Genomic DNA, 24,793 nt, shown 5'->3' on the forward strand with positions numbered 1-24,793 from the left:
GAATAAGTGGGATTGAATGATTGCGTAATCAGCGATCGGTTACGGTCGCAGCCTTGCGAGCATTCTCAAGCCAGCCATCGAACTCTTGTCGATGCGCAGCGATCCATTCCTTCGCATGGCGCTGGATGTCGGGAATCTTGTCTTCACCTTCGTGAAGCTTGAAATTCTCTGCCGAGATATCTTCCGAACTCACCCGCAACTGGGACAGAAACTTGACAAGTGCCGGGTTCTCCTCAGCAAACTCTTTGTTGATCGCGGCCTCCACTTTGTCTTTGGCAAAGCCAAGATTTTTGCCTTGGTAGGTGGTGTCGGCCTGGTTGTCGCCGTCTGGCAAATCAGTTTTGGGTACCTCCAGCCACACTACGTCACGGCCCTCTACGAGAATGCCGCCTACCCATTGCGGTAGCCAGGCGTAGTAGAAGACCGGCTGGCCTTCGTTGAAACGGGCAATGGTGTCGGCGATGAGCGCAGTGTAGGAACCGCGCACATGTGTGATCGACTTGTTGAGATCGTAAGCTTTGAGGTGATGTTCGATCACCAACTCGCATCCCCATCCAGGGTTGCAACCGGTGAGATCGGCCTTGCCGTCATTGTCGGTATCGAAAAGCTTGGCAATCTCAGGTTTCTTCATGTCCGTTATGTAACGGATGTTGTGAGCTTCTGCGGTTTTTTTGTCGATCATGTAGCCCTGAACGAGCCCGGGCACCATGTCACCGACACGGACCATGGTGTCGTCGCCGCCAGCCCGTTTGTAGAAGCTGGCATGCAGCTTCTCCCACAGGTTCACGGTGTAATCAGCGTCTCCGTAGCTGACGGCCAGCAACATCGTCGGGATTTCCGTTTCACTGGGCGTCTTGACGTCGTATCCCAGTTCCTTCAACCCGGCGATTGCAATCTCACCCAACACTCGCTCTTCCATCGCGATGGGATAGGAAGGGCGAACCTTGACCCCCTCGCCGGGCTTTTCATACGAAGCACTCGCGCAAAGTGAAGTAAGAGAAAGCACGCACGCTGCTGCGTAGCCGAACATCCTGCGAGGTGCGAAATGAGTCATGTCGTTTACCTTTTTATGGTTGTTGTTGCGGTTCAACACTACAAATCAATCAGCGTTACACGGCAGCGCGGCGACGCGAGGAGTGGCGCAAGCCGAACACTTTCAGCAAAAGCCCCAGCGGCCCAGTCTGATACCAGCGCAGGCTCGGGTCCGCACTGCTGCGGGCGCCCATGGCCTGGGTGAGGCGGTCGAGGAAAATCGCCAACAACACAAGCCCTACTCCACCAACGGTAGCCACACCCATGTCCAGTCGGCCAATACCGCGCAGCACCATTTGACCCAGCCCCCCCACCGAAATCATCGAGGCGATCACTACCATCGACAACGACAGCATCAGCGTCTGGTTGAGGCCCGCCATGATGGTCGAGGTGGCCAGCGGGAGCTGAACGCGGGTCAGCATCTGCCATGGGGTACAGCCGAAGGCACGGGCGGCTTCGATTTTGTCTTCCGGCACCTGGCGGATCCCCAGGTTGGTCAGACGTACCAGCGGCGGTAGAGCAAATACGATGGTCACCAGCACTCCAGGCACGTTGCCGATGCCGAAGAGCATCACCACAGGTACCAGGTAAACGAACGCCGGTAGGGTCTGCATGGCGTCGAGCAACGGTCGAATGACGCTCTCCAGGCGGTTGCTGCGAGCGCTGAGGATGCCTAGCGGAATACCAATGACCGCGCAGAAGAACACCGACGTCAGCACCAATGCCAGGGTGGTCATCGATTCGCTCCAGACTCCGATCAGCCCAAGCAAGGTCAGGGTGACGAAGCACAGGACAGCCATGCGTTTGCCAGCCAGCTGCCAGCCGAGCAACGACGACAGGATGATGCCGATGGTGGGTGGAATGCTTTGCAGGGTAAATTCGATGCCGTTCAGCACCTGGTCAATCGGCCAGCGTATGGCGCGGAAAACCTCGCGGAAGTTGTGCACAAGGAAGTTCAAGGCTGCGGTGACCCAGTCGCCCAACGGGATGGTAGCGGCCTGGAACGGGTCGAGAAGGCTGAATTCGGACATGAGGGCTTACCTCTTGTTGTGATTAGTGGCGGCTCAAGGTCTGCAACAGCTCGTTCTTCGATACCGTCCCCCGGAAGGCGCCCTGGCGGTCGAACACCGGAACCGGATACGGCAGGTCAGCCGCAATGCCCAGCACTTCATGCAATGGTGTGTCGATGAAGACAGGACGCTGCTCGTGAAGGCTGTAGCGATCACCCGCTGACGCACCGCTAGCATCGGTGTCGACCACACCCAGCAAATGCCCTTGGTCGTCGATCAAGTAACCAAACGGCACGCCGGCCTTGAAACTTGGCGCCTTGCCATTGACCTTGCACACCACCGCCGGATCCAGCTTGGCCAAATCACCAGCCTTGAGCACCCGCGAGCTGTCGAAGCTCTTGAAGAACGTGCGAACATAGTCGTTTGCCGGCTGGTTGATCAGTTCCTGCGGGGTGCCAATCTGCACCACGCGCCCACCCTCCATGATCGCGATGCGGTGACCGATGCGGATGGCTTCCTCGATGTCGTGGGAAATGAAGATGATGGTGCGCTGCTGCTCGGCTTGCAGGCGAATCAGTTCGCCCTGCATCTCGCTGCGAATCAGCGGGTCGAGGGCCGAAAATGCTTCATCCATCAACAGAATCGCCGGGTCGTTGGCCAGCGCCCGGGCCAGGCCTACACGCTGCTGCATGCCGCCCGATAGCTGATGCGGATAGCTATGCTCGTGGCCGGCCAGGCCGACCTGGCTCAGCGCTTCGCGTGCGCGATTGTGACGCTCGGTTTCGGGCACGCCGGCGATCTCCAGACCGAAGGCGGTGTTTTCCAGCACACTCATGTGCGGCATCAAGGCAAAGGATTGAAACACCATCCCCATTTCCTTGCGGCGCACATCGAGCAGGGCCTTGTCGGAAAGCCCGGTGATTTCCTTTCCGTTGAGATGGATGCTGCCGGAAGTGGGCTCGATCAGGCGGTTGAACAGCCGTACCATGGTCGACTTGCCTGAGCCGGACAGGCCCATGATGACGAAAATCTCACCTCGCTTGACGGAGAAACTGGCGTCAAATACGCCAACCACGTGCCCCGTGCTTTTGAAAATCTCATCTTTGTGCGCGCCCTTTCGCAGCATGTCCATGGCCAATTCAGGACGGGGCCCAAACACCTTGAAGATGTTCTTCACCGAAAGGATTTCGTTGCCTTCACTCATACGACCCTCTTTATTATATTTGTGACCAATTAGCCGACTCGTTAAAGGAGTCGCCATACAACTGGCAGGTCGCTCTGCAGGTGCGAGCGATAAGTTAGACGAGGCGCCCTGGGCGATAAGCACGGGCACTGATGTACATGACCTCCATGTACAAATTGCTTAGCTTGCGATCCATTTTTTATCTCGACTTAAACACACTGTAGGCCAGACTGCGCCGACCTCATTGTATGCCTCAGTCAAAAAATGTAATTTCCAGGCAGACGCGATAGAACATGCCAGCAAAGCGCCTTGCATAACTTCATCTCACGCCGCCATAACCTGAAATTGAAATGGTTTTTGCTATAGCCATGCACCGCACGCCGCCTTACCCTGTCCGGCGCACATGACCAAGCCCAAGCCTGTTTTGGCGGGACGTGCTGCCAAGCTGTTCTCGATCAGCTTTACTTTTTGACGCCCCCTTTCAGCACATCGCGCGGACCCCGTATGAAAAACCACGAGACGGATAACAAACATAAAGGCTACCGGCGCATCATCCCGTCCATGACCGCCTTACTCCAGTTCGAAGCCGTCGCGCGTCACAACAGCTTCACGCTCGCCGGGGCAGAGCTGGGTGTTTCCCAAGCCGCTGTCAGTAAGCAGATCAAGCTTCTGGAAGAAAATGTTGGCGCTCAGTTGTTTCAGCGCATGCACCGCAATATCTACCTGACCGAGGCAGGCCAGACCCTGTTCGCCATCATTTCAGAGGCGTTGCAGAAAATTGCCAGCGGGTTCGACCAGATACTGGAAGGTAATGAAAAGGAGGAAATCGTCCTGTCGTCCACCGCGCCCGTGTCCCAGTTCCGGATAATGCCGCGCCTGAATACGCTGGTAGATGCCCTACCCCACGTCAGGCTCAGGCTGTCGACCCAGATGTTTCTGGGAGACCTCAAGGCGCCGGATTTCGACATGGACATTCGTTTCGGCAACGGTCATTGGGATGACGGTGAGGCCATTCTTTTGTTCGAAGAAGAAGTTTTTCCGGTGTGCTCTCCGGCCTGGCTGGCTCGCAACCCCATGCCATCAACCCTTGAAGATCTGACTACCGCTGGGCTGTTGGACGCAGAAGCCACCTCGGAAGGCTGGATCACTTGGCCGGCCTGGTTCAAGGAGCTAGGCGCCAATTACTCGAAGCTGACCATCAACCTGCGTTGCAGCCTTTACACCGATGCCATTCATGCCGCAGTCAACGGTTACGGCATCGCACTGGGGTGGGGAAGGATGGTCGATCACCTGATTGACAGCGGTGAGCTGGTCAAACTTGAACCTTTCGTCGTCAGGCCCAAGAAGTCGTATTACCTCATCGTGCCAAAAGGTCGTCCCGTAACAGCGAACGTGACCGCCGTGGTCCAATGGCTGCAGAGTAAAGCGGTGCCACCCACCAAGAAAATCGTCACTGAATAACTTGGAGTTATGCAAGCGTAAGAATTGGTGCGTTGACGAGATATGGGCGTGCTCAAATAATCCACTGGCGTTCATGGCGAACTAAAAATAAGAGCCCGTGAGGATTACAATGAGCACTTCCCCTATCAAAACGCATCGCGAGTTGCTGGATTCTCGCAAGCCTGGTTTCGGTATGCCTGGCGAACTCTACAGTCGCCAAGACGTATTCGAAAACGATCTTGATGTGTTCTTCCACAAACATTGGATTCTGGTTGCCGTTACCGCTGACGTCGCTGAGCCTGGCGATGTGTACACGGTCGATATCGGCAAAGCGTCGATCATTGTCGTGCGTGACGACGACGAGCAGGTCCGCGCATTCCGCAACGTTTGCCGCCACCGCGGTGCACGCCTGAAAGAGGCTGGCAAATCCACAGTCGGCATGCTGGTCTGCCCTTACCACCAGTGGACCTATGACCTGGACGGCAGCCTCAAGCACGCCAAGCACATGGGTACCGATTTCGATCCTTCATGCCGCAGCCTGATCCCGGTCAACTGCGAAGTGATTGGCACCCACGTATTCGTTTGCCTGAGCGATACGCCGCCAGAGGACATCAAGGTCCTGGCGGACACCATGCGCCCGCGCTTCGAACCGTTTGACCTGACCAAGACCAAGATTGCCTACGAGCTCGACTATGTCGAGAACGGCAACTGGAAACTGGTCATGGAGAACAACCGCGAATGCTATCACTGCGAAGGGACTCACCCTGAGCTGATCGTTTCCTACCAGTCGGAAGACCTGGGTGTAAGCCTGGAGGAAATGACCGACGAGCAGCGGGCTTCCTACGATGCCTATCAGATTCGTAAAGCCGGCATCGAAGCCAACTGGGAAAGCGACGGCCTGCTCTATGCCACGGTGGAACACCTGGCAGACGATGCCCCGACCCAATTCCGCACCCAGCGCATGATCATCGCCGGTTCCGGCGAATCGCAAACCTTGGACACCAAGGTGGCATGCACCAAGCTGCTCGGCAACCTCACCCGCAAAGATCTCGGCGATACTCACATGTGGGGCAACAACGCCTGGACCCATGTAATGAGCGACCACGCCATGATCAGCTGGATCTTCCCGCTGTCGCCGGACAAAACCCTGGTCCGTACCAAGTGGCTGGTTCACCAGGATGCGGTGGAAGGCGTCGACTACGACCTGCAGCGTCTGACCGAAGTCTGGGTCGCCACGACTCAACAGGACGCAAGCCTCGTCGCGATCACCCATAGCGGCACCCAGGATCCGGCATTCGTACCCGGACCGTACTCTCAATTCACCGAGCCGTATGTTGATCAGTTTGCACGCTGGTACTCCACTCGCCTCGCAGCACACGGGATTTAATGGTGATGGGCATGATCGAGAATATTGCCAGCCTGCGGGCTGATCAGCGCTTCGCCGACACCGACCACTGGGCGACCTTTGGCGTGCAGTGGGCGAGCGGCGAAACCAAGCGAATCGAATGCCTGACCGTCGTGGACGAAACCCACGACGTCAAGACATTCGTGTTCCATTGCCCTGATTATCACGCGCTGGCATACGAACCAGGGCAGTTCCTCACCGTGTCGCCGGTGGTGAACGGCGAGAGCATCTCCCGCTGCTATACCCTGTCGTCGACGCCGACGCGCCCCTTCACCTTCAGCATTACGGTCAAGCGGGTGCCGGGCGGCGTCGTCTCCAACTGGCTGCACGACAACCTGCGTGCCGGTGATGCGCTCGTGGCTTCCGGCCCGGCCGGCATCTTCACCCCCGTAGCCGCACCGGCCAGAAAGTTGCTCTACCTCTCGGCGGGCTCGGGGGTAACGCCGGTGATGGCCATGACTCGCGCCGCTGCGGATCTGCATGCCGACCTGGACATCGTGTTCGTGCACAGCGCCCGCACCCCGAAAGACATCATTTTCCGCGATGAGTTGTCGCGCCTCGAACGCTCCATGCCACGCCTGAAGACCTTCTTCTTCTGCGAGAGCAACGGGGACGAACCGGACTGGCAGGGGCCAACCGGCCGGTTGTCCGTCGAGCAGCTTCAACAGCTGGTCCCTGACTTCCTCGAGCGGGAGGTGTTCACCTGCGGCCCGAAAGGCTACATGGACGCGGTGAAAGCCCTGCTGCAAAGCGGCGGCTTCGACATGCGCCACTACCATCAGGAAAGCTTCGATATCAACGCCGAAGCCGCAGTGGAAGTTGAAACGCCCGCCTCGGCCGACGCAGCACCCGCCGCCGACACCTTTACGGTGCGCCTGGCACGGTCAGGCAAGGAATTCACCATGAGCGGCGACCAGACCGTGCTCGCTGCTGCGAAAAAAGCGGGTGCAGTAGTGCCGTCGTCATGCAGTCAGGGCGTATGCGGCACGTGCAAGACCGCCGTACTGGAAGGCACTGTGGAAATGCACCACAACGGCGGTATCCGCCAGCGCGAAATTGACAAAGGCCTGCGCTTGCTCTGCTGCAGCCGACCGACATCCAACCTGGTTGTCGACCTCTGACATCGACCTGGTGCCCTACTCCCATGGAGCGGGCCCCTCTCTGGAGAACCTGAACATCACCCTTCCAGGTGGATACCTGGGTTGGCTGGTGCGCGGCTAGCGCCGCGCATCAGCTTTTTTTCGTTACGTTTCGATCATCGATATGCCGAGCTGATTTACAGCTTTCAAGAATAAAAAGGATATAGCCGATGCGTGCAAAACAAGGCCTTCTAAAGGGCCTGAACCCCACCGTGACCGTCTGGTCACTTGCCCTGGTCATGGCCTTCGTCATTTTCTGCGGCATCTATGGAGAATCAGCCACGGGCGTTTTCAAACTCGCCTCGGACGCCATTCTCGACAACTTCAAATGGTTCTATATCTCCCTGGTCAGCGGCGTGCTGCTGGTGCTGGCGGTGTTGGCCATGAGCCGCTACGGCACCCTGCGTCTCGGGCGGCCTGACGAAAAGCCCGAATACAGTTTCGCGGCATGGATCTCCATGTTGTTCAGCGCCGGCATGGGCGTGGGCCTGATCTTCTGGTCGGTTGCCGAACCTGTGCTGCATTATGCAAGCAACCCGTTCACTCCGGGGTTCACGGATGAATCCGCCAGCATGGCGATGCGCATCACCATGCTGCACTGGGGCCTGCACCCGTGGTCGATCTTCACCATCATCGGCTTGGGCCTGGCCTATTTTGCCTATCGCGAAGGCCTGCCCCTGGCGCTGCGCTCGATTCTCTATCCCCTAATTGGAAACCGGATCTACGGCCCGATTGGTCACACGGTCGATATCGTCGGCGCGGTCGTCACAGCTTTCGGCGTTTCCCAGGCACTCGGCCTCGGTGTCGAGCAAATCAACATGGGGCTGCACCACGTCTTCGGCTTTCCCGTCAGCCTGACTTTCAAGCTGTCGATTATCGTCGTGGTCACGATTATCGCCTCCATATCTCTGCTCGCCGGTGTGTCCAAAGGGATGAAACGTCTCTGCACATTGAACATGTGGATCTCTCTGGGACTGGTAGCCGTGGTGCTGGCGCTGGGGCCAACCAACTTCATCATGAACCTGTTGTTCGAAACGACCGGTGATTATATGCAGAACATCGTGGGCATGAGCTTCTGGACGGACGCCCAAGCGGGTAGCGAATGGCAGAAAACCTGGACCGCGTTCTATTGGCCATGGTGGATGACCTGGGGGCCGTTCGTAGGGCTGTTCATCGCCAAGATTTCGCGAGGCCGCACCGTCAGGGAACTGGTTTTCGGCGCGCTGCTGGTGCCCACCATCGTCACCTTGATCTGGATGTCGGTATTCGGTGGCACCGCCCTGAAAGATGAACAACAGGTGCGCCATGCCTACGCCAACCTGCCCGTGGCGGAGCAGTCCGCAGCCGGTGCGTTCAAAGGCGGTCCGATTCTTGAAGAAACCCGTCGCGAAACCACCACTGCCATGTTCACCTTCCTCGGCAGGCTGGACGGCCCGACCGTCGGCGGCATCCTGAGCCTGGTCGTATGCCTGCTGCTTGCCGTGCACTTCGTTACCGCTGCCGATGCCGGGACACAGGTGATATCGACGCTGAACTCCTCTGGGTCGCTACACCCGCCCAAGTGGATACGAATCATGTGGTGCGTACTCGAAGGTGCTATCGCGGGCAGCCTGATCATTGCGGGCGGGCTTCTGGCCATTCAAATGGCCAGCATCGTGGTCGGCCTGCCTATCGCTGTGTACATGCTGCTGACCGCCTACACCCTCTGCCGCAGCCTGCTCTCGAACAAGGACGTGATCGACGCCCCCACAGTTGTCGAGACCCACCGTCACCCTTCCCCGAAACGCGTTAGCCAATAACAAGGAATACTCATCATGTCTTTCAAGCGCACGATCCACGCAGTAGACACCCACGCCGGCACTCCGATGCGGGTGATCACCGGCGGCGTACCTCATGTGCCCGGCGACACCGTGTATGCAAAGATGAAGTGGCTGGAGGAAAATGACGACCAGCTGCGCAAACTGATGTTGCGTGAGCCTCGTGGCTACCCTGCGCACTGCTGCAACATCATCGTTCCACCTTGCCACCCGGAAGCCGACGCCGGCTATGTGATCATGGAGCAGATCGAGTACCCGGTGATGTCTGGCGGCAACACCATTTCTGTCGTTACCGTATTGCTGGAAATGGGCTTGCTGCCCATGAAAGAACCGTTGACCGAACTGGTGCTCGAAGCCCCAGCTGGGCTGATCCGTATCAAGGCAGAGTGCAAGGATGGCAAGGTCAAAGGCGTTACTTTCCAGAATGTGCCGGCCTTCGCTGCGCACCTGGACGCCGTCATCGACGTGCCGCACCTGGGCAAAGTCAAAGTCGATGTCGGCTGGGGTGGCATGTTCTACGTGATCGCGGATGTACGTCAGTTCAAGGGTCTTGAGCTGATTCCCCAGCACGGCGGCGAGATCGCGCGTATTTCTTCGATGATCCGGGAAGCGGCCATCGAGCAATTGCCGGTGGCGCATCCCGACTATCCAGGTGTCGGCATCACGATCTCGCAGCTGTCGGGGCCTACCGATGACCCTAAAGCCGATTGGAAGAATGTCGTGACCATGGCTTCGGGCGATTTCTCCTGGGATGACCCGGCCACCTGGACAGGCGCCCTCGATCGCTGCCCATGCGGAACCGGCACGAGCGCGAAGATGGCGACACTGCACGCCAAAGGCGAGCTGCCGCTGAACAAAGAATTCCGGCACCAGGGCATTGTCGGCAACATCTATACCGGCCGCCTGATCGACGAAACCACCATCGGCAGCCATAAGGCGGTGGTACCGACCATTACCGGCAAAAGCTGGATTTATGGTTTGAACACGTTCGTGCTGGATCATGACGATCCATTCACCGAAGGTTTCACCATCGGCGACATCTGGGCCTGATACCAGCCTTCAGTCCCATTGAAAAAAACCGCACGCCGCGGCTCCGATCGGACCGCGGCGTATGTCTTTCAAGGCGCAGCCAGAACCTTCCATGAGTCGTCCCGGCCGTTATATTTTCACGCGGCGATGGGTGCGATAGTGACTCAAACAACATTTAAAAGTAGATTCGCATGTACAGAAGCACTTCCACCCCTGCGGATGACAACGGCTGTGGCTGGTTCCACCTGAGCCCGGCCCGCACTCCAAAACCTGGTCACAAGGGCCGCAGCTCGGCACGCTGGGTTGTATTGGGTGCAGGCTTCACCGGCCTCGCTGCGGCACGCCAGCTCGCCTTCCATTTTCCAGCAGACGAAATCATTCTGATCGAGGCCCAAGTCGTGGGGTTTGGCGCATCCGGGCGCAACTCAGGCTTCGCCATCGACCTGCCTCATGACATTGGTGCTGCGGACTATATTGGCCCGCTGCCGACTGCCCGGATGAATCTGAAGCTCAATCTGCGGGCGCAGGGCATCCTTGAGCAATTGATCAAAGAGCACGGCATCGACTGCCAGATAAGGCCAGATGGCAAATATCAAGCTGCCGTGGAAGCCAAGGGGCTTGCGGTGTTGGAGGCATATCGCAGTGGCCTCGAAAAGCTTGACCAACCCTATGAAATGATTGATGCACAAGATCTTCCCGATCATCTGGGTACATCGTTCTACAAAAAGGCGTTGTATACCCCCGGTACCAAACTGCTACAGCCAGCGGCACTGGCCAAAGGGCTCGCAGAGACGCTGCCGGCCAACGTTACCCTCTACGAGGGCACGGTCATCACCTCTATCGAACAGGGCGACCGCGTCACGCTGAGGCACGACGCTGGCGAGATCATCGCCGACCAATTGCTGCTCACCAATAACGCCTTTGCTTCGCACTTCGGCTTCCTGCCGGGCCGTCTGCTGCCTATCTTCACCTACGCGAGCATGACTCGCCCCCTGACGGCAGAGGAACAGCAGCGACTCGGCGGCAAGGAAACCTGGGGCGTGATCCCCGCAGATCCGTTCGGTAGCACATTACGTCGTACCCCCGATCAACGCCTGCTCGTGCGCAACAGTTTCAGCTTCAATGCCGATGGTCGTGCCCACCAGCATTATCTGGATCGTGCCGGGCGCCAGCACAGGGACTCGTTCGAACGACGCTTCCCGATGCTTTCAGGCTTGCCGTTCGAGTACACCTGGGGTGGTTCCATGTGCTTGTCGCGCAACCACATGTCGCACTTCGGCTCACTCGCGCGCAATGTACATGGCGCGCTGTGTTGCAATGGCCTGGGCATCACCCGCGGCACCGTGACCGGCACTTTGCTGGCCAACTGGCTCGCCGGCGAACGCGATGAGCTGACTGATTTCCTGTTGAGTGCCGAAGGGCCGAATCGCAACCCTCCCGAACCGTTTCTGAGCGTTGGCGTGAACTTGAATCTGCGCTGGGGTCAGCACCGCGCCGGAATGGAAAGCTAAGGGGACGACATGCAGAGCCTGGGCATTATCGGTGTAGGTGAACTGACTGAAAGCATCGTTCGCGGATTGCGCAGCGGCGGGTTTACCGGCGTGATCATGCTGTCTCCGCGAAACACGGAACGCGCCCAGACCCTGGCTGAAGAATGCGCATGCCAGGTTCTGCAAGACAATCAGGCGGTCGTTGATTGCAGCGAAACCGTGCTGCTCGGCGTCCGGCCAGAACATATCACAAGCGTGGCAAATGAAGTTCACCTGAAGCCCGGCCAAAAGCTGATCTCGCTTGCGGCAGGCATAAGCCTGAAGCAACTGCGCACCGCATTCCCGCAAGCCGACTGCGTGCGGGCAATGCTCTCATGCGCAGCCAAGCTCAACCGCTCGACGGTTGTCGTCTGCCCGCCTGATGCGGCGACGGCGAACCTGCTCGAAACGTTGGGCCAGCTGGTGACCTTGAAAGACGAAGATTCGTTCGAGCTTGCAACCGTCGCAGCGTGCATGAACAGCTGGTTTTACTTCTTGCTGCACGATCTTGAGCAATGGTTGAGTGAAAAAGGATTGCCCGCTGACCAGGCCCGCGCCTTGGTGCTTGGCAATATCAAGGACTGTGTAGGCTCTGCGGAATCCAACCCCGACAAAAGTCTCCAGTCACTGGGCTGGGCAATTGCAACTCCGGGGACTTTCTCTGCCGAAGGGCTGTCCGTGTTGATGCACCAACCGGTAAGCGCCAACTGGGGAGCTGCCTGTGAAGTTGTACTGGACGCACTTCTTACCCGAACTCGACCACCGCAGTAAAGAATCGAAAAGCCCGATTACTGTTATGACTTGTCCTGTGCGTTATATGGCCTGTTAACAATCGATGCCATAGTGACGCAAGGCAGGATGCCAAGGTGCGCAAGTCACCCATTGGACAAGGCGCCTCCCCCGCTAGTTATAACCCGCATAGTTGACCCGCCATCGGGCCGATGACTGTGCGCGCAATAAAAACAAGAGGTCGTAAATGTCAGTTTCAAAACGTTCCGTCGAGGATGCTCCACTCAATGCGTTTCACCGCAAACTAGCGGTCTATTCGTCGGGGGGGCCGTTTCTTGACGGCTATGTATTAAGCATTATCGGCGTTGCCATGGTTCAGATTTCAGGCGCCCTTTCCCTTAGTGCTTTTTGGGAAGGCCTGATTGCAGCGTCCGCCTTGATTGGGGTCTTTCTAGGTGGATTTTTAGGCGGGTGGTTCACTGACAAGTACGGCCGAAAAATCCTGTACCTGGTTGATTTGATCGCCATCGTAGGCTTTTCGGTCGCGCAGTTCTGGGTGGAGTCAGCGTGGGCCCTGTTTGCCTGGCGCTTGCTGATCGGTATCGCTGTCGGCGCTGACTACCCGATCGCCACATCCCTGCTGGCCGAATTCTTGCCCCGCAAGCACAGAGGCCCCTTGCTGGCTGCAATGGTACTCATGTGGTTCGCAGGCGCCGCAGTCGCCTACCTGGTAGGTGAACTCTTGCTCCGCGCCATGGGTGATGACGGCTGGCGGTGGGTCTTGGCCAGTGCGGTGGTACCTGGCGCACTGTTCCTGATCGCCCGCTCTGGCACCCCGGAGTCGCCACGCTGGCTGCTGAACAAAGGGCGCGTGGCTGAAGCAGATGCGGTGATCAAGAAGGTATACGGGCCCTCGTATTCCATCAGTGATCTGCCAGAAGCGGTAAGCGAAAAGCCAACTTCCGTGTGGTCGCTGTTCCACTCCGGCTATGGCAAGCGCATGGCATTCATCACGCTGTTCTGGACTTGTGCCATTGTTCCACTGTTCGCCATCTATGCGTTTGCCCCCAAAGTCCTGCAAGCATTGAAACTGACCGGTGACTGGGCCAGCTACGGCTCCATCGCCATTACGTTCCTGTTTACCTTGGGCTGCCTCCTGGCGACCAAACTGATCAACCGCATGGGCCGGCGCAAGATGCTGATCCACAGCTTCCTGTGGTCAGGATTGTCCTTGCTGCTGCTGGGGATGTTCCCGGACGCGTCCCCTACCCTGGTGCTCATCCTGTTCGGCGGGTACGCGGTGATGATCGGCGGGGCCCAGGTACTGGAATATGTATACCCCAATGAACTCTTCCCGACCGAGATCCGCGCGTCCGCGGTGGGGCTTGCAACATCGCTCTCGCGCATTGGCGCTGCGGTCGGAACTTATCTGGTGCCTATTTCACTCGCGTCGCTGGGCATCGCCAACACCATGTTCGCAGCGGCTGTCATTTCGCTGTTTGGCGCACTCATCTCTTGGTGGCTGGCCCCAGAGACGAGCAAGCTTGACCTGCAGCAGGCTTCTTCACTGACTCCCGCTAAAGCAGGCAGTTACTAACCAACCTGAACGACCGAGACACCAAGGAGTACCTGATGACCCAAGTTCTTACCGTTGTACGAAACGCTGCCGAGTCGGCACTGGGTGAAACCTCCCCAGCCAAACTGCCAATCGGCGACATCGTCGCCGTGGCCGCCACCGGCCAGGCACAGACCGATGAAGCGGTCGGCGCCAGCATCGGCGTCTGGGAGAGCAGCGTCGGCGTTTTCCGTCGCCATTTGAAGAACCGCGAATTCAGCCACATCGTTAGCGGCTGGTGCACGTTTACCCCAGACGGTGGCGAGCCTGTCGAGCTGCGCGCTGGTGATGCCGTGCTGTTCCCGGAGAACTGTGAAGGCGTCTGGGACATTCGCGAGCCACTGCGCAAAACCTACGTGCTGTTCTAAGGAGGGTCTATGATCGAAAGGATCAAGCCTGGCGCCCGTGCGAGCCAGATGGTGCTGATAAACGGCCGTATCGAAACCTCTGGCATCGTCGCCGAAGCGCCCCAGGGCAGCATCGGCGAGCAGACCCAATGCGTGCTGACCCAGCTCGAGCGTTGGCTTTCAGAAGTGGGCGCGAGTAAGAAAAACATCTCGCGTATTCAGATCTGGCTGGCCAACATGGACGACTTCGCCGCCATGAACGCCGTCTACGACGCCTGGGTCGGAGACGAGCCGCCTGTACGCGCATGCGTGGGCGCACAACTGGCCGCGCCTGAGTACCTCATCGAGATCCAGGCCTTTGGTGAGTTGCCGTAGCCTTTGATCGCTGCCCCGCAAACGCCACAGGTCCGACCTGCGGCGTTTTTTTTTCGCCTGGCGGGCGACTGTCGGTTGAGGAATGCACAGTGCAGCTTTCGCTCATGTACACCCGCCGCCTCAGAGGTTGTACGCCCGCTCGTTATGCTCGGCCAAGTCCAGCCCCTGCTCCTCGTTCTCCTGCGAAGCGCGCAAGCCAATTGTCAATTTGATCGCGCCAAGGATCGCCCAGCTGACCACGAAGCAATAGACGAAGGTAAACGCCACCCCCTTCAGCTGAACCAGCGCCTGCCCGAACGGCGTCACGCCCTCCACGTAACCACCCAGCGCCGGCGCGGCGAAAACCCCGGTCAGCAGCGCCCCGACGATGCCCCCCACCCCATGCAGGCCGAACACATCCAGGCTGTCATCGTAGCCCAGGGCCTGCTTGAACTTGGTCACCGCGAAGAAACACACGCCGCCGGTCAGCAAGCCGATCACCAACGCACCCAGCGGTCCGACGAAGGCGCACGCCGGGGTAATGCCCACCAGCCCCGCCAATGCTCCGGATGCCGCACCCAGCGCGGTAGGCCGGCCATGGGTGACGGTTTCGGTGAGCAACCAGCCGACGATGCCGGCACAGGCGGCGACCATCGTCGCCAGCATTACCACTCCGGCACCTTGGTTGGCGGCAAGCCCGGAGCCCACGTTGAAACCGAACCAGCCCACCCACAAAAGGCCCGCCCCCACTAAGGTGAAGCCGAGGTTGTGCGGCGGCATGGCCATCTGCGGATAGCCCTTGCGCTTGCCGAGCATCAGTGCAGCAGCCAGGGCCGCCACGCCGGAATTGATATGCACGGCGGTACCGCCGGCAAAATCGAGCACGCCCCAGTTGACCATCAAAGCCCCCGGACCGCCCCAGACCATGTGCGCGATGGGCGCGTACACCAGCACGAACCAGGCGCCCATGAACAGCAGCGAGGCGCTGAATTTCATGCGCTCGGCAAAGCCGCCGGCGATCAGCGCCGGAGTGATGATGGCAAAGGTCAGCTGGAACACGGCGAAGACACCTTCGGGGATGGTCCCCACCAGGCTGTCGTGGCCGATGTTGAGCATCAGCGCCTTGCTCAGGCCGCCGATAAAGCTGTTGAGGGTCAGCTTGCCCTCTACCATGCCTTCGGTGCTGACCACCAGGCTGTAGCCGAACAGCACCCAGAGGATACCGATAACACCGGCCACGGCGAACAGCTGGGTGAACACCGACAGCAGGTTCTTGGCTCGCACCATGCCGCCGTAGAACAGCGCCAGGCCCGGGATGCACATCATCAGAACGAACATCGCCGCGCAGATCATCCAGGCGGTGTTGCCGGTATCGAGGCTGGGTTCGGCGGCACTGGCCTGGGTAGCGAGCAAGGACAACACAACAGCGAGAGACAGCTTCATGCGGGGCACTCCTGTGTGATCGGGACAAGATAGGAGCCGGCTTACCGGCGATGCGGGCCGGGCCTGCATTCCACGGCCCTCAAGCTGTGGCGCGGCCGGTGGCCCTATCGCCGGCAAGCCGGCTCCTACAGAGACGGGGCTGGGCTGTCAGTACTGCGCCTGACCTGGCACCCACGCGGTGCCCGCCAGCGGCACCCGAGCCATGGCCGCTGCCTCAACGGTCAACGCCACCAAATCCTCAGGATCGAGGTTGTGCAGGTGCGACTTGCCGCAGGCACGGGCCATGGTCTGCGCTTCCAGCACCAGCACTCGCAGGTAGTTGGCTAGGCGCCGACCAGCCTCTTCCGGGTTCAGGCGCTTGGCCAGCTCGGGGTCTTGGGTGGTGATGCCGGCCGGGTCGCGGCCGTTCTGCCAGTCGTCGTAGAACCCGGCGGCCGAGCCGATCTTCTTCAACTCAGCGTCCAGCCGCGGGTGGTTGTCGCCCAGGGCAATCAGCGCCGCCGTGCCGATGGCCACGGCATCAGCACCCAGGGCCATGGCCTTGGCCACATCGGCACCGTTGCGGATGCCACCGGAGACGATCAGCTGCACCTTGCGGTGCATGCCCATCTCCTGCAACGCCTGCACCGCCTGTGGAATGGCCGGCAGGATCGGGATGCCGACGTGTTCGATGAACACTTCCTGAGTCGCGGCAGTACCGCCCTGCATGCCGTCGAGGACAATCACGTCGGCACCCGCCTTCACCGCCAGCTTGACGTCGTAGTACGGGCGGCTGGCGCCGATCTTCACGTAGATCGGTTTCTCCCAGTCGGTGATCTCGCGGATCTCGGCAATCTTGATCGCCAGGTCATCCGGGCCGGTCCAGTCCGGGTGGCGGCAGGCGCTGCGCTGGTCGACGCCGATCGGCAAGGTGCGCATGCCGGCCACGCGCTCGGTGACCTTCATGCCCAGCAGCATGCCGCCACCGCCCGGCTTGGCGCCCTGGCCGAGGACGATTTCGATGGCGTCGGCCTTGCGCAGGTCATCGGGGTTCATGCCATAGCGCGACGGCAGGTACTGGTACACCAGGTGCTGCGACTGGCCGCGTTCTTCCGGGGTCATGCCGCCGTCGCCGGTGGTGGTGCTGGTGCCGGCAATGGTCGCGCCACGGCCCAGGGCCTCCTTGGCGTTGGCCGACAGCGCGCCGAAACTCATGCCGGCGATGGTCACCGGAATTTTCAGGTGGATCGGCTTCTTGGCGAAGCGGGTGCCAAGCAGCACATCGGTGCCGCATTTCTCGCGGTAGCCTTCCAGCGGGTAGCGCGACACGCTGGCACCGAGCAGCAGCAGGTCGTCGAAGTGCGGCACGCGGCGCTTGGTGCCACCGCCGCGGATGTCGTAGATGCCGGTTTCGGCGGCACGCTGGATTTCCTGGATGGTCAGGCGGTCGAAGGTGGCCGACTCACGCAGTACCGGGGGGAATTGCTCGCTCATGGGAATGCTCCTGGATCAGTACGCGCTGGCGTTGTCGACTTTGAAGTTGTACAGCTGGCGAGCCGAGCCGTAGCGTTTGAAATCGGCGGCCTTGTGGTCCAGGCCGGCCTTGTTCAGCAGTTCCTGCAGCTCTTGCAGGTGCTCGGCGCGCATCTCTTTCTCGATGCAGTCCGAGCCCAGCGACTGCACCGAACCCTTGACGTAGATACGCACCTCGTACAGCGAATCGCCCAGCGCATCGCCGGCATCACCACACACCACCAAACGCCCGGCCTGGCCCATGAAGCAGCTCATGTGGCCAATGCTGCCGCCGACGACGATATCCACGCCCTTCATGGAAATACCGCAACGCGCGCCGGCGTCGCCCTCGATCACCAGCAGCCCGCCATGGGCGGTGGCGCCGGCGGCCTGGGAGGCGCTGCCCTTGACCCGCACCGAGCCGGACATCATGTTTTCGGCCACGCCGACACCGACGTTGCCATGCACGGTGACACTGGCCTGCTGGTTCATGCCGGCGCAGTAGTAGCCGGCGTGGCCTTCGATATCCACGGCCACGGCGGCGTTGATGCCCACGGCCAGGTTGTGCTTGCCGTCGGGGTGGGTCACCCGCCATTCGTGGTCCTGCACCTCACCGTGCAAGGACTGATTGAGGACACGCACCGAGGTGCTGGAAAGGTCGATCGTCTTCATGTGGTTCTCCAGTGGTTCGGTGGCAGGTCAGGCGCTTTCGCGTTCCCAGACGTACAGGGTGGCCGGGGCCGGTTCCCAGACCTTGGCGTTCTCGATGCCCGGCAGGCTGGCCAGCGCCTGGTACTCCGAGGCCATGGCCACGTAGTCGTCGGTCTCGGCCAGCACGGCGGGCTTGCAGGCGATCGGGTCGCGGATCACGGCAAAGCCGTTGCGGGTGCCGATGGCGAAGGTGAAGAAGCCGTCCAGGTCTTCCAAGGCGCCATCCAGGGCCTGGGCCAGGCTGTCTCCCTGCTGCAGGCGCCAGGTAAGGTAGCCGGCGGCCACTTCGGTGTCGTTGTCGGTCTCGAAGCTGATGCCTTCGCGCTTGAGCTCCTGGCGCAGGCGGAAGTGGTTGGACAGCGAGCCGTTATGCACCAGGCACAGGTCGGCGCCGGTGGAGAACGGATGGCTGCCTTCCATGGTCACGGCGCTTTCGGTGGCCATGCGGGTATGGCCGATGATGTGGCTGCCTTTCATGCCGACCAGGCCGAAGCGGCTGGAGATTTCCGCCGGCAGGCCCATGCCCTTGAGGATCTCGATGCTCTGCCCGGCGCTCATGATGCGCACGTCAGGGGCCAGTTCGCTGAGGGCCTGGCGGGCCAACGCCTCGCGGGTGTGCACCTTGAGCACGGCGGCGCTGGCGTTCTGGAACCAATCCAGCGAGCAGCCCAGGCGCCCTTCCAGCTGGCCCATCAGGGTCACCCAGGGGTAGTTGATGTCAGTAGCCTGCAGGGTCAGCTTGACCCAGCCATCGGCCACTTCGTCGCCGTAGATGGCAAAGCCGGCGCTGTCCGGGCCACGGTCGGTCATGGCTTCGAGCATGGGTTCGAAGAGCTTGCCAAGCTGGGTTTCCAGCTCAGGTTTTTTAAGGTACAGACCTACGATTCCACACATGGTGATGCTCCTTACTAGGCAGTGGGCGACCGCCTTCGTGCTGGCCGCCCAAGGGATTGGGGGCGGTCAGAAAAATTCGGTGTAACGCTGGATTTCCCAGTCGGAGACATGGCGGCAGTACTCCACCCACTCCATGCGCTTGAGCTTGATGAACTCGTCGACGATCTCGGCGCCCAGCACTTCGCGGAACAGCGGGTCGGCCTCCAGGGCATCGGCGGCTTCCTTCAACGATTGCGGCAAGGTCTTGATGCCGCGTGCGGCAATCTCTTCCAGGCTCAGGTTGTAGAGGTTCTCGTTGCAGATCTCGCCCGGCTCCAGCTGACGGTCGATGCCATCGAGGCCGGCAGCGATGATCGCGGCGGTGACCAAGTACGGGTTGCAGCCAGCGTCCGGCAGGCGGAACTCCAGGCGGCCATAGGGGATGCGCACCATCGCCGAGCGGTTGTTGGCGCCGTAGGCGACAAACGCCGGGGCCCAGGTGGCGCCGGATAGCGAGCGGCCGACTACCAGGCGCTTGTACGAGTTGACCGTGGGCGCGGCGAAGGCGCACAGCGCCGGGCCATGGGCCAGCAGGCCTGCGGCAAAGTGGTAGGCCAGCTTCGACAGGCCCATGCCGCTGCTGTCGGACGGGTCATGGAACAGGTTCTTGTTGGTGCTGCTGGCCAGCGACAGGTGGAAGTGCATGCCATTGCCGGCGCGCTTGGGGTCGGGCTTGGGCATGAACGAGCAGATCATCCCCAGGTCGTTGGCGATCTCGCCGGCGGCCATGCGGAAGAAGGTGAAGCGGTCGGCCGACTCCATGGCGTCGCTGTAGGTGTAGTTGATCTCGAACTGGCCGTTGGCGTCCTCGTGGTCGATCTGGTAGATGTCGAAGCCCACCGGCTGCAACGCCTCAGTCAGGCGTTCGAGGAACAGCCGCGAGCGCGACAGGCCCTTGTAGTCGTAGCACGGCTTGTCGAGGTTGTCGGACGCGTCCACCAGTTGCAGCTTGCCATCCTCGTCGCGGCGGAACAGGCTGAATTCGGGCTCAAGGCCAGTGTTCAGGGTCCAGCCTTTGTCGGCCAGGCGCTGCACCTGCTGCTGCAACACGTAGCGGCTGTCGTAGGGCCAAGGCTGGCCATTTACGTGGCCTACACATACCACCCGGCCGTAACCCGGCTGCCACGGTACCGGGATCAAGGTGGAAAGGTCGCCACGAGCCATGAAGTCGGGGCCGTGCGGTTCCATGCCCATGCCGCAGATGGCGAACCCAGCAAAGCCGGCGCCCTCCTCGGCCACCATCTTCAGGCCCGAGACCGGCACCGATTTGGTCTTCGCCGAGCCATGGATATCGACGAACTGCGCCAGCACGTACTTGATGCCGTGCTGATCGAGGGTGCGCTGGGTTTCTGCTGGCAACATGGGTTGATCACTCCTGGGTTAGGGCACAGCAAGGTTGGCCTGGATAAATTTCAGATAAGGAAACTTACTTTCACCACAGGAATGCAACTGCCTTGCCAACTTTGCCACTGGATCGCCTTGATCGCCGTAAGCCGGCTCCTCCAGGTCACGCAAACCCCGTAGGAGCTGGCTTGCCGGCGATAGAACCATTGGCCCCCCAAGCATTTCCCGTTGAATTATGGGAAACTCCCTTTCACATAAGGAAACTCACGCACTTTCCAGGTGCGAAAATATTATTCTTGAACTGAAACCGTGCAGGACACCGAATGTCGACCGAGAACGAACCGCGCCTACGCCTGGAGCAGTACCTGGGCATGCAGATCAAGCGCCAGCGCCAGGCGCAATCCTTGAAGCTGGCCGACGTGGCCCGTATCGCCGGCATCAGCCAGGGCATGTTGAGCAAGATCGAAAACGCCCAGGTGTCCACCAGCCTCGACACCCTCAGCCGCCTGTGCGACGTGCTGGGCATGCCCATGGCCAAGCTGTTCAGTCAGTACGACCAACCCGACGGCAACGCCTTGCTGGTAAAGGCCGGTGAAGGGCTGGAAGTGGTGCGCCGCGGCACAGAGAAAGGCCATACCTACCAGCTGTTGAACCACACCCGAGGGCCGAAGAAAAACTTCGAGGCGTATATGGTGAGCATGGACGATGCGAGTGAAGAGTTTCCAACCTTTGCCCACCCCGGAACGGAGTTCCTGCACTTGCTGGAGGGCGAGCTGGTGTATCGACATGGCAACCAGTTGTACCCGATGAAAGCCGGCGACAGCCTGACGTTCGACGGTGAAACGCCCCACGGGCCGGAGAAGCTGGTGCAAGTGCCGATACGGTTGTTGTCGATCATGAATTACGGCAGCGACTGACGCGCAAATCTCCCGCCGCCCTCATCGCCGGCAATTAGGCCCCCGCAGGTACAGCACAACCGAAGCACAGGTGATTCTTTGGGAGCGGCCTTGAAGCCGCTGCCCAAGGGCCGTGCCAATAGTGAACTGACACCACCCTGCTCACCCTCCAACTTTCCTCTCAAGCAAAAAAATTTCACAAACCGCTAGACCCACGCCACCACTTCGCCTATAAATCCGCAAAAGGAAATTTATATTCCTACGAAGAAATAACATAGCATCATCCCCTTTCGCCCTTGTGCCAGACCTGCCCTACTCTCCCCGCCACGAGGACACTTTCATGCACCCCGCTCCCGACCATTTCATCCTGCGCGTCAGCTGCCCGGCCGTGTCCGGCATCGTCGCCGCGGTGACCACCTACCTGGCCGAGCACGGTTGCTACATCAGCGAAATGGCGCAGTTCGACGACGAGGACAACGGCCGCTTCTTCATGCGTGCGGTGTTCCGCTACAACACTGGCGTGAGCGGTGACACCCCGCAACTGGAAGCGGGTTTTGCCGATGTGGCCGGGCGTTTTGACATGGACTGGAGCTTGCACAGCAGCGCCAAGCCCATGCGCGTGCTGCTGATGGTGAGCAAGTTCGACCATTGCCTGAGCGACCTGCTGTACCGCCACGCCAAGGGCGAGCTGGACATGACAATCACCGCCGTGGTGTCCAACCACCTCGACCTGCGCGCCATGGCCGAGCGTCAGGGAATTCGCTTCGTCTACCTGCCGGTGACTAAAGAAACCAAGGCCGACCAGGAAGCGGCGCTGATGCGCATCGTCGAGGACACCGGCACGGAGCTCGTGGTACTGGCCCGCTACATGCAGATTTTGTCCGACGACCTGTGCCGCCAGCTCAGCGGCAAGGCGATCAACATCCACCACTCGTTCCTGCCCGGCTTCAAGGGCGCCAAGCCCTACCACCAGGCGTACCAGCGCGGGGTGAAGCTGATCGGCGCCACCGCACACTACGTCACCAGCGACCTCGACGAAGGCCCGATCATCGAACAGGAAGTACAACGCGTGGACCATGCCTACACGCCCGACGACCTGGTGGCGATCGGCCGGGACACCGAAACCATCGCCCTGTCCCGCGCGGTCAAGTACCACTTGGAGCACCGAGTGTTCCTCAACCACGACCGCACGGTGATCTTCAAATGAACGCCATTCCCGGTATCAAGCTGATCGACGGCAAGGCCACCGCGGCGCGGGTGCTGGCCGAGGTACGCGAGCAAGTGCAGGAACTGCGCCAGGGCGGCGTGCAGCCGGGCCTGGCGGTGGTGCTGGTGGGCGCCGACGCTGCCAGCCAGGTGTACGTGCGCAACAAGGTGCTGCGTGCCGAAGAGGTGGGCATCCGCTCGCTGGAGCATCGCCTGCCCGCCAACACCAGCCAGGCCGAGCTGCTGGCCTTGATCGACCGCCTCAACCGCGACGCCGAGGTCAACGGCATCCTCGTGCAATTGCCGTTGCCGGTCCATATCGACGAACACCGCATTCTCCAGGCGATCAGCCCACTGAAGGATGTGGACGGTTTCCACAGCGAGAACGTCGGCGGCCTGGCCCAGGGCCGCGATGTGCTCACCCCGTGCACGCCCAGCGGCTGCATGCGCCTGCTGCGCGATGCCTGTGGCGAGCTGCGCGGCAAGCATGCGGTGGTGGTCGGCCGCTCGAACATCGTCGGCAAGCCCATGGCCGCCCTGCTGCTGCAGGCCGACTGCACGGTGACCGTGGTGCACTCGCGCAGCCGCGACCTGCCGGCGTTGTGTCGCCAGGCCGACATCCTGGTGGCCGCAGTGGGCAAGCCGCGGCTGATTGGTGCCGACTGGCTCAAGCCCGGCGCGGTGGTGATCGATGTCGGTATCAACCGCATCGACGAAGGCGGCCACAGCCGCCTGGTCGGCGATGTCGACTTCGCCGCCGCACTGCCCCAGGTGGCCGGCATCACCCCGGTGCCCGGCGGGGTCGGCCCGATGACCATCGCCTACCTGATGAAAAACACCCTGCTCGCCCTCGACCTGCAACAACAGGCCGCCCACCAGGAGCGCACCCCATGCCTTTCGCCCTGCTGAAATACGGCCTGAGCGCCGACTACCCGGTGGAGGTCGACCTGCCACCACCGTGCGACCTCAAGCCACGCTATGACGTGGTGATCATCGGCGGCGGCGGCCACGGCGTGGCCATCGCCTACTACCTGGCCAAGTACCACGGCATCACCAATGTCGCCGTGCTGGAAAAGGCCTATCTCGGTGGCGGCAACACTGCACGCAACACTGCGGTGATCCGCTCCAACTACCTCACCAGTGAGGGTGTGCGCTTTTACGCAGAATCGGTGCGCATGTTCCAGAACCTGTCGAACGAGTTCGACTTCAACATCATGTATTCCGAGCGCGGCCAGCTCACCCTTGCGCATACCGACGCCACCGTGCGCGCCTTCCGCCAGCGCGCCGAGGTCAACAGGCACTTCGGTGGCCGCACGGAAATGATCGACCGCCAGCAGATCCGCGAACTGGTGCCAAGCCTGAACCTGGACCCGGGCCACCTGCCAGTGCTGGCCGGCCTGTGGCACATCGACGGCGCCACCGCGCGCCACGACGCAGTGGCCTGGGGCTACGCCAAGCAGGCGGCCAAGCGCGGCGTCGAGATCCACCATCTGACCGAAGTGCAGGACCTGCTGATCCGCAATGGCCGCATCGAGGCAGTGAAGACCAACCGTGGCACCGTGCAGTGCGGTTGCGTGGTGCAGGCCGTGGCCGGGGCCAGTTCGCTGCTGATGGCCAAGGCCGGCATCCGTGCGCCGATCCATACCTACCCGCTGCAGGCCATGGTCACCCAGCCGTTCAAGCCGTTCCTCGATCCGCTGGTCAGCTCGTCGGCGCTGCACTGCTACGTGCAGCAGACCAGCCGTGGCGAGATCGTCTTTGGCGGCGGCTCCGACCCCTACCCGCTGTACAACACCCGCTCCACCCTCGACCTCAAGGAAAGCCTGCTGGCCCACGCCATCGAGATGTTCCCGTTCATGGCCAACGCCAAGCTGATGCGCCAATGGGCCGGGATCACCGACATGACACCGGACTACAGCCCGATCATGGGCCTGTCGCCGGTGCACAACTATTACCTGGACGCCGGCTGGGGCACCTGGGGTTTCAAGGCCACGCCGATCTGCGGCAAGACCATGGCCGAGCTGGTCGCCAGTGGCGGCAAGGTACCGGAACTGATCGCACCCTTTGCCCTGGAGCGCTTCAGCCGCTTCCAGCAAGTCAACGAAATGGGCGCTACCGCGGCCAGCCACTAAGGAGCGAC

The 24,793-nt window shown here is 60.7% G+C and carries 22 protein-coding genes; 14 read left to right on the plus strand and 8 right to left on the minus strand.

Annotated features, from left to right (window positions below):
• Positions 1–28: 28 nt before the first annotated feature.
• From proX to ACTJJN_RS11525, 3 genes are read right to left on the minus strand one after another with little or no spacing between them, the layout of a single operon-like run.
• Complete coding sequence (proX, locus tag ACTJJN_RS11515) at positions 29–1,054, minus strand: glycine betaine/L-proline ABC transporter substrate-binding protein ProX (protein ID WP_102689203.1); 1,026 nt, start codon at positions 1,052–1,054, stop codon at positions 29–31.
• Positions 1,055–1,109: 55 nt separating this feature from the next.
• The gene (gene proW / locus ACTJJN_RS11520; RefSeq protein ID WP_102689144.1) at positions 1,110–2,063 is read right to left on the minus strand and encodes a glycine betaine/L-proline ABC transporter permease ProW; all 954 of its coding nucleotides are present in this window, start codon (positions 2,061–2,063) and stop codon (positions 1,110–1,112) included.
• 22 nt (positions 2,064–2,085) lie between these two features.
• Complete coding sequence (locus ACTJJN_RS11525; protein ID WP_102689145.1) at positions 2,086–3,246, minus strand: quaternary amine ABC transporter ATP-binding protein; 1,161 nt, start codon at positions 3,244–3,246, stop codon at positions 2,086–2,088.
• A 483-nt stretch (positions 3,247–3,729) separates the two neighbouring features.
• Here ACTJJN_RS11525 and ACTJJN_RS11530 point away from each other — a divergent pair, with 483 nt between their 5' ends.
• From ACTJJN_RS11530 to ACTJJN_RS11575, 10 genes are all read left to right on the plus strand, one after another.
• On the plus strand, positions 3,730–4,686 hold the full coding sequence (locus ACTJJN_RS11530; protein ID WP_102689146.1) for a LysR substrate-binding domain-containing protein: 957 nt from the start codon (positions 3,730–3,732) through the stop codon (positions 4,684–4,686).
• A 109-nt stretch (positions 4,687–4,795) separates the two neighbouring features.
• A complete protein-coding gene (locus ACTJJN_RS11535; RefSeq protein WP_102689147.1) occupies positions 4,796–6,052 on the plus strand; it encodes an aromatic ring-hydroxylating oxygenase subunit alpha in 1,257 nt (418 codons plus the stop codon).
• A gap of 5 nt (positions 6,053–6,057) precedes the next feature.
• Positions 6,058–7,191: a hybrid-cluster NAD(P)-dependent oxidoreductase gene (locus tag ACTJJN_RS11540; RefSeq protein WP_102689204.1), complete on the plus strand. Its 1,134-nt coding sequence runs from the start codon at positions 6,058–6,060 to the stop codon at positions 7,189–7,191.
• A gap of 188 nt (positions 7,192–7,379) precedes the next feature.
• Positions 7,380–9,008, plus strand: a complete 1,629-nt coding sequence (locus ACTJJN_RS11545; RefSeq protein WP_102689148.1) for a BCCT family transporter — start codon at positions 7,380–7,382, stop codon at positions 9,006–9,008.
• Between the two features lie 15 nt (positions 9,009–9,023).
• Positions 9,024–10,076 carry a proline racemase family protein gene (locus tag ACTJJN_RS11550; RefSeq protein ID WP_102689149.1) on the plus strand — a complete coding sequence of 351 codons (1,053 nt, stop codon included), beginning with the start codon at positions 9,024–9,026 and terminating at the stop codon, positions 10,074–10,076.
• Positions 10,077–10,246: 170 nt separating this feature from the next.
• Entirely contained in the window at positions 10,247–11,566 is a 1,320-nt protein-coding gene (locus ACTJJN_RS11555; protein WP_102689150.1) for an NAD(P)/FAD-dependent oxidoreductase, read from the plus strand.
• Positions 11,567–11,575: 9 nt separating this feature from the next.
• A complete protein-coding gene (locus ACTJJN_RS11560; RefSeq protein ID WP_102689151.1) occupies positions 11,576–12,355 on the plus strand; it encodes an NAD(P)-binding domain-containing protein in 780 nt (259 codons plus the stop codon).
• 205 nt (positions 12,356–12,560) lie between these two features.
• The gene (locus tag ACTJJN_RS11565; RefSeq protein WP_102689152.1) at positions 12,561–13,910 is read left to right on the plus strand and encodes an MFS transporter; all 1,350 of its coding nucleotides are present in this window, start codon (positions 12,561–12,563) and stop codon (positions 13,908–13,910) included.
• 35 nt (positions 13,911–13,945) lie between these two features.
• Complete coding sequence (locus ACTJJN_RS11570; protein ID WP_102689153.1) at positions 13,946–14,296, plus strand: cupin domain-containing protein; 351 nt, start codon at positions 13,946–13,948, stop codon at positions 14,294–14,296.
• A 9-nt stretch (positions 14,297–14,305) separates the two neighbouring features.
• Positions 14,306–14,650 (plus strand): RidA family protein, encoded by a 345-nt coding sequence (locus ACTJJN_RS11575; protein ID WP_102689154.1) that lies wholly within the window; start codon positions 14,306–14,308, stop codon positions 14,648–14,650.
• A gap of 120 nt (positions 14,651–14,770) precedes the next feature.
• Here the strand turns inward: ACTJJN_RS11575 and ACTJJN_RS11580 are convergent, their stop codons facing one another.
• The 5 genes from ACTJJN_RS11580 to glnT all read right to left on the minus strand — a co-directional run bounded on the left by ACTJJN_RS11580 (position 14,771) and on the right by glnT (position 20,569).
• On the minus strand, positions 14,771–16,072 hold the full coding sequence (locus ACTJJN_RS11580; protein ID WP_102689155.1) for an ammonium transporter: 1,302 nt from the start codon (positions 16,070–16,072) through the stop codon (positions 14,771–14,773).
• A gap of 147 nt (positions 16,073–16,219) precedes the next feature.
• Complete coding sequence (locus ACTJJN_RS11585; protein WP_102689156.1) at positions 16,220–17,545, minus strand: FMN-binding glutamate synthase family protein; 1,326 nt, start codon at positions 17,543–17,545, stop codon at positions 16,220–16,222.
• 15 nt (positions 17,546–17,560) lie between these two features.
• A complete protein-coding gene (locus tag ACTJJN_RS11590) occupies positions 17,561–18,235 on the minus strand; it encodes a protein glxC (RefSeq protein WP_102689157.1) in 675 nt (224 codons plus the stop codon).
• Positions 18,236–18,262: 27 nt separating this feature from the next.
• The gene (locus tag ACTJJN_RS11595; protein WP_102689158.1) at positions 18,263–19,168 is read right to left on the minus strand and encodes a class II glutamine amidotransferase; all 906 of its coding nucleotides are present in this window, start codon (positions 19,166–19,168) and stop codon (positions 18,263–18,265) included.
• A gap of 66 nt (positions 19,169–19,234) precedes the next feature.
• Positions 19,235–20,569 carry a type III glutamate--ammonia ligase gene (gene glnT / locus ACTJJN_RS11600; protein ID WP_102689159.1) on the minus strand — a complete coding sequence of 445 codons (1,335 nt, stop codon included), beginning with the start codon at positions 20,567–20,569 and terminating at the stop codon, positions 19,235–19,237.
• A 305-nt stretch (positions 20,570–20,874) separates the two neighbouring features.
• Here glnT and ACTJJN_RS11605 point away from each other — a divergent pair, with 305 nt between their 5' ends.
• From ACTJJN_RS11605 to ACTJJN_RS11620, 4 genes are all read left to right on the plus strand, one after another.
• Complete coding sequence (locus ACTJJN_RS11605; RefSeq protein WP_102689160.1) at positions 20,875–21,468, plus strand: helix-turn-helix domain-containing protein; 594 nt, start codon at positions 20,875–20,877, stop codon at positions 21,466–21,468.
• 319 nt (positions 21,469–21,787) lie between these two features.
• Complete coding sequence (gene purU, locus ACTJJN_RS11610) at positions 21,788–22,654, plus strand: formyltetrahydrofolate deformylase (RefSeq protein ID WP_102689161.1); 867 nt, start codon at positions 21,788–21,790, stop codon at positions 22,652–22,654.
• Positions 22,651–23,562: a bifunctional methylenetetrahydrofolate dehydrogenase/methenyltetrahydrofolate cyclohydrolase FolD gene (folD, locus tag ACTJJN_RS11615; RefSeq protein WP_102689162.1), complete on the plus strand. Its 912-nt coding sequence runs from the start codon at positions 22,651–22,653 to the stop codon at positions 23,560–23,562. Before purU ends, folD begins: the two co-directional genes overlap by 4 nt.
• On the plus strand, positions 23,544–24,785 hold the full coding sequence (locus tag ACTJJN_RS11620) for an FAD-dependent oxidoreductase (protein WP_102689163.1): 1,242 nt from the start codon (positions 23,544–23,546) through the stop codon (positions 24,783–24,785). Before folD ends, ACTJJN_RS11620 begins: the two co-directional genes overlap by 19 nt.
• The last annotated feature ends 8 nt before the right edge of the window (positions 24,786–24,793 follow it).

The organism is Pseudomonas sp. 22515 (assembly GCF_052044625.1).
Taxonomy (GTDB): Bacteria; Pseudomonadota; Gammaproteobacteria; order Pseudomonadales; family Pseudomonadaceae; genus Aquipseudomonas; species Aquipseudomonas alloputida.

Excerpts from the sequence above, each read along its gene's own strand:
- proX (WP_102689203.1), bottom strand. The coding sequence starts at position 1,054 with ATGACTCATTTCGCACCTCGCAGGATGTTCGGCTACGCAGCAGCGTGC.
- proW (WP_102689144.1), bottom strand. The coding sequence starts at position 2,063 with ATGTCCGAATTCAGCCTTCTCGACCCGTTCCAGGCCGCTACCATCCCG.
- ACTJJN_RS11525 (WP_102689145.1), bottom strand. The coding sequence starts at position 3,246 with ATGAGTGAAGGCAACGAAATCCTTTCGGTGAAGAACATCTTCAAGGTG.
- ACTJJN_RS11530 (WP_102689146.1), top strand. The coding sequence starts at position 3,730 with ATGAAAAACCACGAGACGGATAACAAACATAAAGGCTACCGGCGCATC.
- ACTJJN_RS11535 (WP_102689147.1), top strand. The coding sequence starts at position 4,796 with ATGAGCACTTCCCCTATCAAAACGCATCGCGAGTTGCTGGATTCTCGC.
- ACTJJN_RS11540 (WP_102689204.1), top strand. The coding sequence starts at position 6,058 with ATGGGCATGATCGAGAATATTGCCAGCCTGCGGGCTGATCAGCGCTTC.
- ACTJJN_RS11545 (WP_102689148.1), top strand. The coding sequence starts at position 7,380 with ATGCGTGCAAAACAAGGCCTTCTAAAGGGCCTGAACCCCACCGTGACC.
- ACTJJN_RS11550 (WP_102689149.1), top strand. The coding sequence starts at position 9,024 with ATGTCTTTCAAGCGCACGATCCACGCAGTAGACACCCACGCCGGCACT.
- ACTJJN_RS11555 (WP_102689150.1), top strand. The coding sequence starts at position 10,247 with ATGTACAGAAGCACTTCCACCCCTGCGGATGACAACGGCTGTGGCTGG.
- ACTJJN_RS11560 (WP_102689151.1), top strand. The coding sequence starts at position 11,576 with ATGCAGAGCCTGGGCATTATCGGTGTAGGTGAACTGACTGAAAGCATC.
- ACTJJN_RS11565 (WP_102689152.1), top strand. The coding sequence starts at position 12,561 with ATGTCAGTTTCAAAACGTTCCGTCGAGGATGCTCCACTCAATGCGTTT.
- ACTJJN_RS11570 (WP_102689153.1), top strand. The coding sequence starts at position 13,946 with ATGACCCAAGTTCTTACCGTTGTACGAAACGCTGCCGAGTCGGCACTG.
- ACTJJN_RS11575 (WP_102689154.1), top strand. The coding sequence starts at position 14,306 with ATGATCGAAAGGATCAAGCCTGGCGCCCGTGCGAGCCAGATGGTGCTG.
- ACTJJN_RS11580 (WP_102689155.1), bottom strand. The coding sequence starts at position 16,072 with ATGAAGCTGTCTCTCGCTGTTGTGTTGTCCTTGCTCGCTACCCAGGCC.
- ACTJJN_RS11585 (WP_102689156.1), bottom strand. The coding sequence starts at position 17,545 with ATGAGCGAGCAATTCCCCCCGGTACTGCGTGAGTCGGCCACCTTCGAC.
- ACTJJN_RS11590 (WP_102689157.1), bottom strand. The coding sequence starts at position 18,235 with ATGAAGACGATCGACCTTTCCAGCACCTCGGTGCGTGTCCTCAATCAG.
- ACTJJN_RS11595 (WP_102689158.1), bottom strand. The coding sequence starts at position 19,168 with ATGTGTGGAATCGTAGGTCTGTACCTTAAAAAACCTGAGCTGGAAACC.
- glnT (WP_102689159.1), bottom strand. The coding sequence starts at position 20,569 with ATGTTGCCAGCAGAAACCCAGCGCACCCTCGATCAGCACGGCATCAAG.
- ACTJJN_RS11605 (WP_102689160.1), top strand. The coding sequence starts at position 20,875 with ATGTCGACCGAGAACGAACCGCGCCTACGCCTGGAGCAGTACCTGGGC.
- purU (WP_102689161.1), top strand. The coding sequence starts at position 21,788 with ATGCACCCCGCTCCCGACCATTTCATCCTGCGCGTCAGCTGCCCGGCC.
- folD (WP_102689162.1), top strand. The coding sequence starts at position 22,651 with ATGAACGCCATTCCCGGTATCAAGCTGATCGACGGCAAGGCCACCGCG.
- ACTJJN_RS11620 (WP_102689163.1), top strand. The coding sequence starts at position 23,544 with ATGCCTTTCGCCCTGCTGAAATACGGCCTGAGCGCCGACTACCCGGTG.